A 14,708-nucleotide genomic window follows, 5' to 3' on the forward strand; every position below is an offset into this window, starting at 1 on the left:
TTATTCATTAGTTGTTATCACGACACATCATCAGTTTGTACTTCAACCTTACCTGTTAGCAGGTCTTGCATCAATCCTGCTTTGATTTGTTGATACTTTTTAAGGGTGTCTTGTTCGGTTTGGATTTTCCTATCCATAGCAATCATTCTGTTAACGATAGATTCTTGTTCTACTAAAGTAACTGGAAATAACATATAAATAGCATTAACATTTTTTACAGTAATTTGTGGTTGAGCACTGCCTGACAATACTCTTTCTAACTGTTTGCTAAAAACATGCGACAAAAGAAAAGCTTTAATAAATTGATTGGCTATCTTCTCACTAACTTTATTGCGCAAAATTAACATACCAGAGTTAATTCTAATATGCTCATAAGTGACACTATCATCATACATGGCAATGTTGCCCACTGTACCTCTAGTGGTAATAATAATGTCACCTCTATCTAATTTACCATTACCCATTAAATTATCACGCTCATGTGAGATGAAAATATTTTTATTAAATGCAAAACCACTTTTTGTTACGTTCTTAGCACTTAGAAATAAGCAGTGACCTTCAGAATGGAGCTGACTTTGATTTGGGTAGGCGTGACCACGGTCACCATCAATAGGTATAACAAAATCCTCGAATTTACTTAACTCCCAATCTTTAGGAATCCATCCTAATTCACTTTCCTTATATAAATCTGGTCGCTCTTCATAACTTAGTCTTAGCTTACCTGTATTTACATCTATACCGCGAGTAAATAGATCAGTCATCATGCCTTGTTTGATGGCTTGGTATTTTTTGATTGCTTGCTCAGTTTGACTAATTACCGTATCGCAAGTGGATAATATTTTAGCTATTTTTTTTTGATTAATAATTGATAATGGGTAGGTTAATTCTATTTTCAATAATTTCTTTTGTTGAATACCTATAACCGTAGAGCCTGTTGCATTCTTATAAAGTTCTTTTTGGAAGTTATCAAAAGAGAATAAATAAAAAGCATAGTCATTCAAAATTTTGTTTTGATTAAGCTTAATTAGAACAGTTCTCTGACTTAAAATATATTTTTTATCGTCAGGTATTTGGGCAACGTTCCCTAAAGGGGCTTCCATTGTTAATAATATATCACCTTGGGCACAGGAACCCTTATTCATCCATTTACTATATAAAGCTTCACTTGCGTAATAGCACTCTTTACTAAAGTCTATTTTTCCTTGAGTTACATTATTAGCAGACAGTGCTCTAATGTCTCCACCGCCCCATTCCATACCTAGCTTTAAAGGTGTTTTACCTCTAAAGTCTATAATTTTATCAATAGCATCACTTAAAGGACGGGTGGCTAAATCATTCATAACCCAACTCCTGCAAGAAGCTATCTAGTTGTTGGCTAGCTTGTTCACGGTTGGCCACTATATTTGTCAATGTGGTTTCGTACTTCACATATACCTGCTCAAGCTCTTTAGTTAATGCTCTTTCATATCGATGCACATAATCCATTACCGTATTATGTAAAGTTGCCTTCCAACGCACTAAAATTAAAACCTTAGCCTCATCATCACTTATACTCCGTCTAGCTTCAGCGACTTTATTATCACGCTGGTCTTCAATCTCTTTAATCGTCGCTTTACGTAACTTTAGCTCATCTGTCAAAGCAGTATGCCCTGCTATCTTACCTTCAATCGTTACCTTTTGCTCTTCAACACGACTAAGCTGTTTTTCTTGATTGACAAGTTGGTTTTGTAGGTCGTTTATCACCTTATTAATATCTTCCTTATAAGAGTCATCAGCCTTTAACTCTTTAGTTAATGCTTTTATCCTAGCATTTGTTGCTTTGATCTCTTTCTTAACTTCACGTATCTTGGCATTGTGCGCTTTAATAGTGTCTTTAAACTCTTTAATAACTGCTTTAGGGTAGACCTGCTGAGCGTCGTCGTCTACATCACTATCGTCATCAGTGTCAGCTTCGTCGTCAGCTTCTTCCACCTCTGCAAATAAAGCTTCTAACTCATCCTTGCGGGCTTGGTTCTCAGCCAGTTCGATAAGCACTTCTGGGAACTGTGACTGCAAAATATCATCTGCTGGTATAAGCTGCGCATTCCAACCACTAGAAGCAACTGACTTTAAATCTGTCTTTAAGCTATTCCAATAACCAGCAAATGCACCTCGGCTCTTATGAATATCTAAAATACCTAATTCACTTAAATCTTTAGATAGACTTGATGCAAAGCTCCGATACAACTCAAAAACATTCTGTTCGACAGGTAAAGCTTCAAGCTTCTCCAAGTTTTTTTGCCACCACACATCTACACTATCTTTATAAGCTGTTTGCTTACCGATTACATCAGCATGAGCCTCAATAGTCGTTTTAATATCTTGTTTAGCAGTAGCATTAAAAATCAGATATCTCTCTTTTGAGTCACTAAATATATCCTTGCGTAGGTTTGGGTAATTGTTCCAATAATGTTCTAGATCATCTACCTCTACTATGGGTATGCCACCATATAAATGTGCTGTCACATCGTTTGGCTGTGTTGGTGCACTATTATCAACGTAGCGACGGATGTTGAAGTTGTGGTCTTCTTCAGCAAGCTCTTCTTTGCTTACCATTTTGGCATAAGCTGGCATGTCTATCTTTTTACGATAGGCATAACTGATTTTGGCAATGTCTTCGGGTCTAAGCTTATTCTGGTTTTTACCTTCTTGATATTCTGCATCAGCATTAATGAAGAACACACCGTCACGTGTATCTGCACCTGCCTTATTTATAATCAAAATACTTGCTGGTATGCCAGTACCGTAGAACAAACCTGCTGGTAAACCGACCACGGCTTCTAAGTAGCCTTTATCGACTAGCCATTCACGCATACTCTTTTCTTCACCTCCACGGAATAATACACCGTGAGGCATAACTACTGCCATACGCCCATCTGATTTCAAAACGCTGATCATGTGCTGTACAAACATAAAGTCGGCTTTTTTCTTTTCTGGCATTTTGAAATGAAAGCGCTCTTTATGGTTGAAATCAGCATATTTGTAATTGCTAGAAAATGGTGGGTTAGCAATGACAATATCAAAACGTCTTAACTCATTAGCTTTATTAGGGTCAAAATGAGCAGGTTCGGTCAGGGTGTCTCCTTGCTTTATATCTGAGTCATAAATGTTATGAAACAGCATGTTCATACGACACAAAGACCATGTTGTACCATTCTCTTCTTGACCAAAAAAACTTAATGGGCTGGCATCACCATAACGTGCTTCAACATAGTTTTTTGACTCAATTAACATACCGCCAGACCCAACAGTAGGGTCATATACATCAGCAGTTCTAGATGGCTCTAATAGCTCAACCATAAGCCGAACCACTTCGTTTGGTGTATAGAATTCACCACCTTTTTTACCAGCACTGTCTGCAAAATATTTAATAAGGTATTCGTAAGCAGCTCCTAATAAATCAGGAAACTCAAACGCATCATCTGTTAGTTTTAGTCTGTTAAAATGAACAATAAAGTCCATCAGCTTAGCATCACTAATCGTCTTTTTATTTTTACCAATGGTCTTGTTAAAGTCGACATTGGTTAATACACCTGATAGCTTTTTACTATTGGCTTCCTCTAACGCTTCAAGCGCAATATTAAGCTTATCTCCAATATTCTTTTTAAGGTGCAAAATACCATCTTGCACGACCTGACCATCATCAGTGGTACGTTGATAGTTCCACCTAGCCAATTCAGGTACAAAGTATTCATAGCTATGCGTTTTGAGCAGTTTTTCAATTTTTTCTTCAGCAATTCCTTCAGCCACATAGTCTGCTGTAATTCTATTTACATCGGCTTCGAACTTATCATTAATACGCTTAATAAAGAGTAGCGCAAAAATATACTCTTTAAACTCTGACGCATCCATGTTGCCACGTAAGATATCACACGCTTGCATTAAGAAGCTTTCAAGCTGTGGTAGGGTTATTTTATCTGACAATTTTATGACTCCGTAAAAAGAATTTTTGCACTTTATATATAAGAGAGGTTACTGCTGTAATCAATATGAAATTAAAGGTGGTTCTAAGTAATTGGCTTTATTGAACGTCATATTCATCCAATCTTTTATCATTAAACCGCCAATGATCAAGTGCTAAATCCATCAAGATATTTTGTCGTTTCTCAATAGACTCTATGCCCCACTCTTCAAAATAATAACCTGATTCATTGCGATAACGATTTAAGCCAGTATCCTTACCAATAACGTACTCATTACTCAATAGCTTGGTCATCACACAGTTAGAGTTCAAGTACTGTTTTTGTTTTAGCTGGAACCAGTCACTTTTCATATCATTAAAGCTATTGATAGCTTGATTGATTTGGCTTTCTAGAAGTGTGGTATTACCCAAACGATAAACATACTCTTCAAATACTTCATTATCTGAAAAAGCTATACTGGCATCTTGATTGGATGGCGTCTGAGGTAAGATATGTTCGATTTGTAAATTTTGGACATCTTCATTATTTAAGGGCTTGAGTCCTGCTTTAAAGCACAACTGCGCATTCAAGCGACCTAATATATATCTCTCACGATATTGTGGGTTATAGCTATTATGATTGATTTTAGAAAAACTGTTTTTAAACTCACCTAGATATTTGCGCATAAACGGCGCAACATCGCTATTAACCAGATCATTGATTATATTTAGTTCACTTTGACCTCTTAGCTTAACAGCCCAATCTGTAAGTCGTCTTTCATAGTTTTTCGTTTGCATCTTGATTGTATTGGCGAAAAAGAAAAAGCTTTCAAGCTGTTTGCCTAGATAATTTAGCACTTCATCACCACAACTAAGATCTAAAGCCATTAATACAATAAGATGCTGTCGAGAACGCTGTTTATTGATATATCCAATATTAACCATTGCTGGGAATTTTGCTTGCCCTTGGCTTGCTTTATCGTTATTAGTAGCTTGTACTAGAAAGCTATACCTTCTTGCAGACTTTGTCATTTCGGTCACTAGACCTAACGGATTAGCCTCATAATCTAAGCGATTTTTACCTTCCTTGGATATAATCCAAGAATACAAGTCATCCTCTCGTATTATGCCATTATGATATCTTGCAACTAAGAAATAACGTAAGAAACGTAATGGATTATCCCCTTCATCACATTCCTCAAGGTAGCCCATTATCTCCTTCCACTTAGTCTTAATGGTACTAAATTGACTTGGAGAGGCTTTACTGAACATAAGATTTTTCACTAAATCCATCGCATTCAATCCAGCACCTCGCTGGTTAATTGTTTCAAAAATCTTGAGAGCGCTACCTAAGTTATCAGATTCAATAACTACTATATTGACGTTGGTCAAAAAATATTGAACATACTCTTCAAAAACTTCTATATTCTGGTTTATTAAGTTTTGTAGATGCTCGTAAATGCGTTTATAGGCTTTTTCCATTTTATCAATAGAACTAGTGATATCACCATCGTACTTCTCTTTCTTGATAATAGTATCTAAATAACCATTACTTTCATCATATTGCAGCTCAAGGCGAGGAAGTGTAGCTTTAGACTTAAGATCGTATTTATAAATCCAGCTCTTAATTAGGTTCAGTATTTCACTACTTTCATTTGTCAATTGACCATCTGATTCTAAGGTTTCTAATAAATCACGCATAGCACATAGGCTTAGCACGATAGTCGTCAACCGTTGTTGCCCATCAATAACATCGTACTTACCATTATTCTCAATAATAATAATAGAGCCAATAAAGTAATTTTGTTGTTCACTGGAGTGAGCTTCAAACTCATCATCAATATCAACGAGAAACTGGTAGATGTGTTTATCTGCTTCCCATACATACTCACGCTGATAATCAGGTACTACGAAAAAATAATTTGAAAGATCAAGAACACTCAAGACGTCAGCGTCGATTTTCATTACTCATCTCACCTTTAAAAATGGAAAAAATTATTCAAAATAATATATGTTAGCAGCATCTTAGTTTTTAACCTAATACATAGATGCTACTTCCTAATATCACATCTAAACCTTCATATCACACAGGTAGCCTAATTCACCTAAGAAGCACCCCTTCATGCTCATTCTATCAAAACTATATACATGTGCATGAGGCGCTTCCCTACAGCGTCCTACTAGCGGCTGCTTTTGATCCGGCTTGCCATTAGCCAGCTCTATCAATCCTGAGCAAATTGAACAAGTTGCAGTAAACTCTGTAACTCTCGCTACATTCAGCTTATCTTTATCCCAATACATCTCAATATCCGCATTGACGACATTAATATTTGCAAAGAACATAGGTGCTTTAATAACACGATAATAAGGCAGTCTATATAACGGCACAAAGAAATATCGCCAGTTAAGATAAGCCAGAGGAATGAATGCCACAAAAATTATGGCTTGCCAAAGCTTAAAATCTGGCAAATCGTTTAGTAATAAAATGACGAGTAACGAAAATATAGCAATAAAGATATCTAATAAAAAACTTAGCATCAGCAAGATCATTAGCAAAACGCCTCGAAAGCTTAAGATCTTTAGCTCACCCTTATTGAAGAAAAGCCGAGTGAATAAAGATGGCTTAATCTCAGAAGCCGCTTTGCGCTCATAGGTAATACTATTTAGATTCTCAGCATACTCGTCTTCTGTGTCTCCATCCGACTCCACACCAGTTGCTTTAAGTATTTGCTCGTGCTGTACTTCCCCTTCGTCAATAGCCTCGATATCCATCCATATTAATGCTTTGTTCTTTGGACCACCATCTGATGTTGAAGCAATTATTATTGGTCTATAGTTCAATTGCAAAAATGCTTTTTTACAGTCTGGTTGCGAGTTGATAAATGCCTCTAAGTTTGCCTTTAACTTTGAGGTATTGACTGCATTTTTAGCAGTTTGGCTATCTACTTTACTGTCCTCTATTTTCTTAGCTCTAGCATAAATTTGTTGCCTTGATAGCTTCTCGGGTTCAAAGCCAATTTGAGAATACTTAAACTGTTTGAGTTGTTCTTTAACGATAATTTTTAAGTATTCATCCCATAGCGTATTACGAGGATAGCTTAATAACTGACTATTTAACTCATTAAAGACATCTAAGTGTTTGTTTTCCATAGCATTGCACCGGTTAAACTCCTATTGATATCCCAATAGCAGTCTGTTTTGATAGTCAAATTTTTCTCATAATTACCTCACTCCTAACCAACTAACAAGAGGATGGTAACTATGTCAATGTCAATCGCTGTTAATGAGCAAAAGCAAATCGTCAATGTTAAGCAAGTCGAGCGAGGGCTGGCTTGTATGTGTTTTTGCTTTGAATGTGATGAGCCTGTTGTGGCTCGTAAAGGTGAAAAGAATGAGCATCATTTTGCGCATCTCAACAATAAGGAAAGCTGCACTATCCACCCTGAAAGTATCCTACACAAGTTTGCCAAGCAAGTCATTATGCAAGAGAGGTATTTAACACTGCCATCTCTACCTGATGACGAAAATAGCGGGGATAAAACTTGGCAGTTTGATCAATTAATCGAAGAGCAAGCTGTTGGCTGTATTCGACCTGATATAGTCGCAACGGTTGACGGGGAAATGATGTTTATAGAAGTTGCTGTGACTTCTTTCATAGATACCGATAAATCGGATTTTATTAAGCAGCTGGGTATTAAGACTGTTGAGATCGACTTGAGAGAAATCATCACGCAAGGTATTGAATTGCCAAGTGGGGAAGCAAAGGATCATATTTTAGACTGCGTCACTAATAAGCAGTGGATATTCCCATCACCTAACTTATTATCAATACCAGTAGCCCCTACACCATTACCTGAGCCTATCTATAATTGCCAGAGCAGCACTGATGAGAATAGCAACGGAAGCTTTGATAAAGGCTATACCATCTATCGCTTTACCATCAACCACGCTTGGGTAGATGTCAGAGTCTTTAATTCAGGAATGGTATCTATTAAGTGCGTGAATTTTAACCACGAAGTTATCGAGATACTAAAGCAGTGGCGTAACGAAGGCGGCGGTCAGTATAACCGAAAATATAAGTCATGGAATTACTTCAAGCCGTTTTCAGATACCGTCTTGAAACGACTGCAAGAAATGGATATGACCCCTACTGCTTAAACATGATTCTATTTGATAATACGGAGAATAAAACTATGACACTCACTACTATGCTACTAATTATAATACTGTTGATATTAGCCATGCTTGTATGGGCTATACAACGGATACAATTACAAAATAAGGCTTTGCTACAGAGTGAACGAGATGTTGCGCAAATTAGGAACGATATGATCGAAAGAGAAGCAGGCTTTCAACAGCAATTAGCAAAAGACATTAAAGAGGCTCAAGAACGTTCCAACAATATGCAGCGCAATATCTTAAAAGGTCAAATTGGTGAACAGTTCACGCCCTTTATTACTGACTTTCCTTACAACCCTTCAGACTGCCGATTCATGGGTGAACCGATTGACTACGTCATCTTCCAAAACTTGCACGAATGCGCTGATGGCAACGTGCCTATCGAGGACGTGCATCTCATTATTGCAGAAGTTAAAACAGGAAATGCTAGGCTAAACCAACGACAGAAAATCATCAAGCAAGCTATCCAAAATGGTCAGGTGAGCTTTAAGGAGCTTAGGATAAAATACTGTGAAGATACGGAAGATATGCGTGTTCAAACAAGTACCTGATAGTACATCATAAAGATTAATATGCTATATTATCTTCAAAACCACAATATTTTGTTAAAAGTGACTAAATATGATTACTTATATTCGCTTTAATAATTTTTACTCTTACTTAGAGTCTACTGACGTATTATTCACTCTGGGTAAACAACCTACTAAGACTGACTATGATTTTTATGTTGATACCACACAAGATCAGTATAGATTAAATAAAGTCACCGCTGTGCTTGGCGCGAATGGCTCCGGTAAAACGCAGCTATTAAAAGCCATCGCCTTTTTACGTTGGTTTATGTGCGAATCTACTAACAGCCTTGACTCAGAGCAACCTATTTCTTTTAGCCAGTTTGCCTTAAGTAATAATGAATTATCAGAATTTGAATTTGGGTTTTTACTTAAAAATGCTGATGGTATTTATGATGAGTATCGCTATGAGCTGACTTTGACACAGCATAGCGTGGTCAAAGAGGCATTGTACAAAAAGACCAGTAGCCAATTTAGCTATGTATTTATACGTCGTCATGACGGTGACAAGCTTAACTATAAACATCGTAGCTTTGTTATCCCCTCTTTAGCTGATGATGTGAAGAAAAACGCCTCACTTATCAGCTATGCCAATTTGCTCGATGAGCCATTGGCAGAAGCCATTTTTGATATGTTCAATCACTACAAGACTAATGTAGTCTCAATGGGTAGGCTTGGTAGCCTTAGCCAGTCTATACCTGAGATGACTGAATTGTTTGCAAAGGATGATGGTTTAAAACAGACTGCTGAAAAGTTACTTTGTCAGTTTGATACGGGCATTGACGAGATTAGTATAAAAAGCGTGATGATGGTAAACGAAGGCAAGCAGCAAGAAGTACTGCTGCCCTTTGGAGTTCATAAAGTCGGTGATGAATCGTTTGAGCTTATGATTTATGAAGAGTCTAATGGCACACAATCCGCTTATAGCTTGCTTGGCCTAATACTACCTGTGCTTAAGAATGGTGGCGTAGCTATTATCGATGAGCTTGATAACGACTTACATCCGCTGCTGTTACCGGCTATTTTTGACTTATTTCGCTCATCGCATCATAACCCTCATAATGCTCAGCTTATTTTCAGTTGCCATACTCCAGAGGTGTTTAATCTATTAAATAAGCATCAAATATATTTGGTCGAAAAATATGAGCAGGCTTCAGAAGCTTGGCGGTTAGATGAGATGGAAGGGGTTCGTAATGACGATAACCTTTATGCAAAATATATGGCTGGCGCGTTTGACGCGATACCAAATCTATAAGGGGCTAGATTATGGCAAAGCGCAAACCTACTAGGTCAGTCAACAAAACCACCCTACTCGTTATGGGTGAAGGTGAACACGACAAGGCATTTTTAAGTCATATGAAAAGTATCTATCATGAAAGGCGCTCTGGTAGTAAAATCACTTTAGACTTTTCAAGTGGCGGATCACCACACGATATCATTAAAGATACGGTCAAAAAGAGCCTACATGTTGGTTACGATAAAAAGTTCATTTTGATGGATAGCGACGTCCCTGTTAATCAACAAGATATTAAAGCTGCTAAAGATTCAGGCATTATTATTTTATATTCAGAGCCGCTATGTTTGGAAGGCATGTTACTGAGCGTGCTAGGTCAAAACATTCCCCATACAGCGCAAAAATGCAAAAGCGCATTACACCCTCAATTGTCTGATAGTCCTGCTCTGTCAAAGAGCTATGAGACTTTATTCTCTAAGCCTGTACTCGATGAGACCAATCATGCCACAGTCGTGACACTACGCTTATTATTAGGTAATAAGCAAAGAAAATAGCTGAGTCTTCTATAAATTGGACTGCTGATCTCTACCTTGTCCCTCAAAATTAGCTTCTTTATTTTATATTTGGTCAATGGAGTTGCCATTAGCAGTAGATTCAATCATTTATAAAGGGGTGGTTGAGATTGATCAAAAAAGCACGATAACGGCAACGATAAGCAATTCATGCTACTAGCCATTTGCTAAGCCAGTTTTTTAATGGCCGTTAATTTACAGTTATATCTCTAAATGCAGCGTTTATAACTGTCTGATCCGTAAATCTAACTTTGCTTGGATATCTCTTTTCTAGTTCGTGGCTTTTGCAGACACCAGCTGACGGTAGTTTTCATCTTCGCTCATTTATATGGCGTTCAGTGCTGATCTTTCTATCCATCCTTGTACTAAACCATTAGAATCACTTTGTTCTGTTCTATCAGTGCAATCATGACATCCTTATGGCAGGCTATTAGTAGGCTATCGACGATTGTGATTGGGGCAGATACTGACTATTTTGTTTATCACTTAAAGTACTTTTTACATGCGTAAAAAAAGCTTGAACCTAATTTATTAGATTCAAGCTTTTTATTTTACAACTATTTAAATATTAAAACGTTGTTTGTAGCGCGATACTAGCGCCTTGATCATCGTAATTGTCACGCCATTCCCCACGATAACCTGCTGATATTTTCATATTAGGCGACGCTGTATAGCTAAGACCGATACCGGCAATACCAATCTCACGACCAACTTCCTGACCAATAGTAGTGAACTTATCATTAGGCATACCAACGAAGCTGGCAGTAATATCAGAATATTTATCGCCATTCTCAATTGCTGCGGCCAATTGACCCGTAAGCGCAAGTTTTGGTGTTAAAAGCTGTGACATACGTAGCCCAGCTGTCCAACGCATTGATTCATATTTATTTTCATCGACGTTTAGATTATAAACACCAGCGCCAGTTTCTTGATAACTATCACTCTTCGCTTGTGCATAGTTCACCTGAGCAAATGGCGTTATATTACGCTGTACATCGCCGATAAGATGACTCACACCCAATCCTGCTTGTAAGGTATCAACAGAGTAATCCGAGGTTGCAGTAGCGTTTGATAAGATGGACAGATGGCGCTCGCCCTTCACATCACTGCTGCCAGCACCAGCATGAAAGTTCACATCAGTGCCTGCACTTGCAGCATAGTTACCATAGCCTAGTATCTGCCAGTTTTTAGCAGTCAGCTCATGGTCTAAGTTGCTACCATCAGTATCTGCATCAGTTTTGATATAGGACACTGCAACACCTAGATTTAGGTTGCTATTAATAGGGGTATCTAAACCAACGATGGCACCGTAACCGTCAGAGTTGTAACCTGTAATACCATTTTCTGCATCATGACTACCTTCACTACCAATGATTTTTGCCCAAAGATTGCGCTCAGGCGTGGTTGGACGATGCTCAGTAATCGCTTCGCTAATCGCATAATTGGTATCGGTAATGATACGATTAGTGGCACCCATAAATAAAGGCTGTAATTGGTTGGCTGCTATGGCTAGCTGAGATTGGTTAAAGTTAACAGTTGAGCTAATTAAATCATCGGCCAAGTCATTGTTACCATTCGCTACTCGGTCTGCAACTGCTCTATCTAGGACGGAAGCGAGACTTAGGGCGGACCGATTGGACTGCTTATTGATAGCCTCAACAAACGGTGAACTAATAGTCGGCTTAGGATCGGTCGGTTTAGGATCGGTCGGCTTAGGATCGGTCGGCTTAGGATCGGTCGGTTTAGGATCGGTCGGTTTAGGATCAGTTGGCTTAGGATCAGTTGGCTTAGGATCAGTTGGCTTAGGATCAGTTGGCTCAGGATCAGTTGGCTTAGGATCAGTTGGCTTAGGATCAGTTGGCTTTTGAGCAACCATTTTTAAACTAACAGCACTAGGATCGTTATATTCTGCTTCGAAGTCGACTAATAGACTATTGTCACTTACTGCTTTAAACTCACCTTTTCGAGTATTACCCTTCACAACATCTTTAATATTAGTGTCTGTTTTTACTTTCGCTATATTTTCAGCGTAAACGTATAGATCGCCTGCACTAATATCAATATTACCATTAACAACAAGCTTGCCATACTCATTGTTGTCGATGATACCGTTGCTATTATCATCATATACGCCAATAGTTAGTGTTTCATCTTTTGCCATTGAGTAATCACCGTTAATTTTAAGTGTACCTTCTGCCACACCTAAATCTCCAGTCCACTGCTTACTACTCATAGAAAACTCAAGATTACCTGAACCTGTCTTTACGAAACCACCACCGTCCTTAAAAGAAATCTTGCCAACGTTTCCTGTAATGACCGCATTTGGATTGATGACCACATCAGTTGCAATATACTCATCAGGCTTATCAGCACTAAACACGTAAGCTTCGGTTTCAAAAACGACGCCTTTACTACCTAGTTTAATAATGTTGTCTTTAGTAAAATTTTCAAACAAGTTTGGCTGATCTGCTTTGATTTCAACAGTTGTCCCATCTAGGTAAATATCAGACTGCTTTGATGCTATATTTCGTTCTATACCTTTAACAGATAAATAGCTATCTATTCCGCTAGCCTTGAGTATACCGGAGCCAGTATTACCAATTACAAGGTTCCCTGTTCTAAATGAGGCGTTATTAATATTCAACGCCCCTTTAGCTTCTTGAGCGTTTTCACCAAAACCTCCGACGTAAGTAGTGTCGCTGATACTGACCTTACCAATACTGTCAGGCTCATTATTCACATTCAGCGTACCATTACCTTGCTGTCCTACAATCATGTTTGCACTGTTCAAACTTGATGCGCTTAGCGTGACATTTCCTACAGCGCCTTTGTTTTTTCCGATCACAATGTCATTAGAAAACGTAGATACTGAACTATCTCCTTCTAAATTCAAATTCGCAACGCTGTCTACACCATTAGCGATAATGATATTCTTATCAGACCGCAAACGTGAATCTGCGCTCAAAGTAGCGTTAGCGACCGTACCATCGCCATTAGCGAGAATAAAATCATCTTTAGAAGATACTGATCCATTATCTAAGTTAAGACTCCCTGAGCTACCAGTTTGATTGGCGACGATAAAGTCAGTCTTAGAGCTAACACTACCAGAAGTAGAGATTTTTACAGCACCTTCACCCGCATCACCTATTATGACTTTGCCAGCATTAATAAATGAATGAGGCCCACTCCTGCTTGGCGTTGACACTTCAACTAGGTTGTTTTTACTGCTCGCTTTGCTACCTACGATAAGGGATTCTTCGATATTCACTGCGCCTATATTCTTAACAGTGAAATTTCCAGTACCTTCATTTCCAACATATAAGCTACGATAGAGATCTAAATCAGCTCCGCCACCATCAATGATTAACTTACCATCACCAGTAGTTTTATTGCCTATATAAGCGTCTGTATAAACGATGAGCCTGTTTCCATCTCCTTGCGCTTCATTAGGGTCATCATGTTTCAATGTGAACAACCCTTTACCAGCATCACCAATAGTCAGGGCATTTTTGAGATAAAGTGGAGATTTACCTTCAATTAAAACCTCACCATTCGCGCCTTCGTTTTGGCCAATAGTAAGTGTAAATGTGTCTAAAGCCCCATCATCAACTAAGGTTAATTTACCGTTGCCATTTTTACCTACAATCGTTGGAAATTTGGCTTCTATTTCAGTACCTTTACCACTAACAATAACATCTTCCGAAATAACATAAGGATTATCATCAATTACGTGAACCTTGCCATCATCATAGGTAACTGCCATTGCAGTGCCCGATAAACCAACCATAGCTACAGCTAGCGGAGCAAATATAAGTTTAGTAGATACTTGAGATTTACCTGAGGATTTTCCACGAGATTTAGCAAGTTCAGAGACACATTGATAAACGCCTAAAGAGTGATTAAAAACTACACGATAAACATGATTCATACTTATACCTTAAGGAATGGTTAACGGTTATATAACTCTCTATTAATTATATATCAGTATCTTACGCTAGTAAGAGCTATGGAAACAATTGTTTACAGGAATATCTATATTCGATAAACCTTCAAAAGAAGATATGTGAATATTTCATTATTGAGCTACTTCCTTCAAAGAAAGGAAATTTCTTCATATTTATTTTTTGGCTGATACCAAAAGCTTATTGATAGAATCGGCCTTGCGTAGAGAAACGTAGACCAGAAATTGCTGAATAATTTTTTATACTTTAAAT

The 14,708-nt window shown here is 37.9% G+C and carries 9 protein-coding genes; 4 read left to right on the top strand and 5 right to left on the bottom strand.

The window, feature by feature from the left end:
• Nucleotides 1-17: 17 nt before the first annotated feature.
• The 4 genes from JMX50_RS00050 to JMX50_RS00065 form a co-directional block, all read right to left on the bottom strand.
• A complete protein-coding gene (locus JMX50_RS00050; RefSeq protein ID WP_201627981.1) occupies nt 18-1,340 on the bottom strand; it encodes a restriction endonuclease subunit S in 1,323 nt (440 codons plus the stop codon).
• Complete coding sequence (locus JMX50_RS00055) at nt 1,333-3,963, bottom strand: type I restriction-modification system subunit M (protein WP_201627982.1); 2,631 nt, start codon at nt 3,961-3,963, stop codon at nt 1,333-1,335. The genes JMX50_RS00050 and JMX50_RS00055 overlap by 8 nt, the downstream gene beginning before the upstream one ends.
• A 97-nt stretch (nt 3,964-4,060) precedes the next feature.
• On the bottom strand, nt 4,061-5,905 hold the full coding sequence (locus JMX50_RS00060; protein WP_201627983.1) for a DUF262 domain-containing protein: 1,845 nt from the start codon (nt 5,903-5,905) through the stop codon (nt 4,061-4,063).
• 105 nt (nt 5,906-6,010) lie between these two features.
• The gene (locus JMX50_RS00065) at nt 6,011-7,090 is read right to left on the bottom strand and encodes a hypothetical protein (RefSeq protein ID WP_201627984.1); all 1,080 of its coding nucleotides are present in this window, start codon (nt 7,088-7,090) and stop codon (nt 6,011-6,013) included.
• A 111-nt stretch (nt 7,091-7,201) separates the two neighbouring features.
• Here JMX50_RS00065 and JMX50_RS00070 point away from each other — a divergent pair, with 111 nt between their 5' ends.
• The 4 genes from JMX50_RS00070 to JMX50_RS00085 all read left to right on the top strand — a co-directional run bounded on the left by JMX50_RS00070 (nt 7,202) and on the right by JMX50_RS00085 (nt 10,476).
• Nucleotides 7,202-8,098 carry a competence protein CoiA family protein gene (locus JMX50_RS00070; protein ID WP_201627985.1) on the top strand — a complete coding sequence of 299 codons (897 nt, stop codon included), beginning with the start codon at nt 7,202-7,204 and terminating at the stop codon, nt 8,096-8,098.
• A gap of 35 nt (nt 8,099-8,133) precedes the next feature.
• Complete coding sequence (locus JMX50_RS00075; RefSeq protein ID WP_201627986.1) at nt 8,134-8,670, top strand: Holliday junction resolvase-like protein; 537 nt, start codon at nt 8,134-8,136, stop codon at nt 8,668-8,670.
• Nucleotides 8,671-8,740: 70 nt separating this feature from the next.
• The gene (locus JMX50_RS00080) at nt 8,741-9,943 is read left to right on the top strand and encodes an AAA family ATPase (RefSeq protein ID WP_201627987.1); all 1,203 of its coding nucleotides are present in this window, start codon (nt 8,741-8,743) and stop codon (nt 9,941-9,943) included.
• 11 nt (nt 9,944-9,954) lie between these two features.
• Nucleotides 9,955-10,476, top strand: a complete 522-nt coding sequence (locus JMX50_RS00085; RefSeq protein ID WP_201627988.1) for a hypothetical protein — start codon at nt 9,955-9,957, stop codon at nt 10,474-10,476.
• Nucleotides 10,477-11,062: 586 nt separating this feature from the next.
• Here JMX50_RS00085 and JMX50_RS00090 read toward each other — a convergent pair.
• Nucleotides 11,063-14,422 (bottom strand): autotransporter domain-containing protein, encoded by a 3,360-nt coding sequence (locus JMX50_RS00090; RefSeq protein WP_201627989.1) that lies wholly within the window; start codon nt 14,420-14,422, stop codon nt 11,063-11,065.
• Nucleotides 14,423-14,708: the final 286 nt, after the last annotated feature.

This window comes from Psychrobacter maritimus, from assembly GCF_904846345.1.
GTDB lineage: Bacteria > Pseudomonadota > Gammaproteobacteria > Pseudomonadales > Moraxellaceae > Psychrobacter > Psychrobacter maritimus.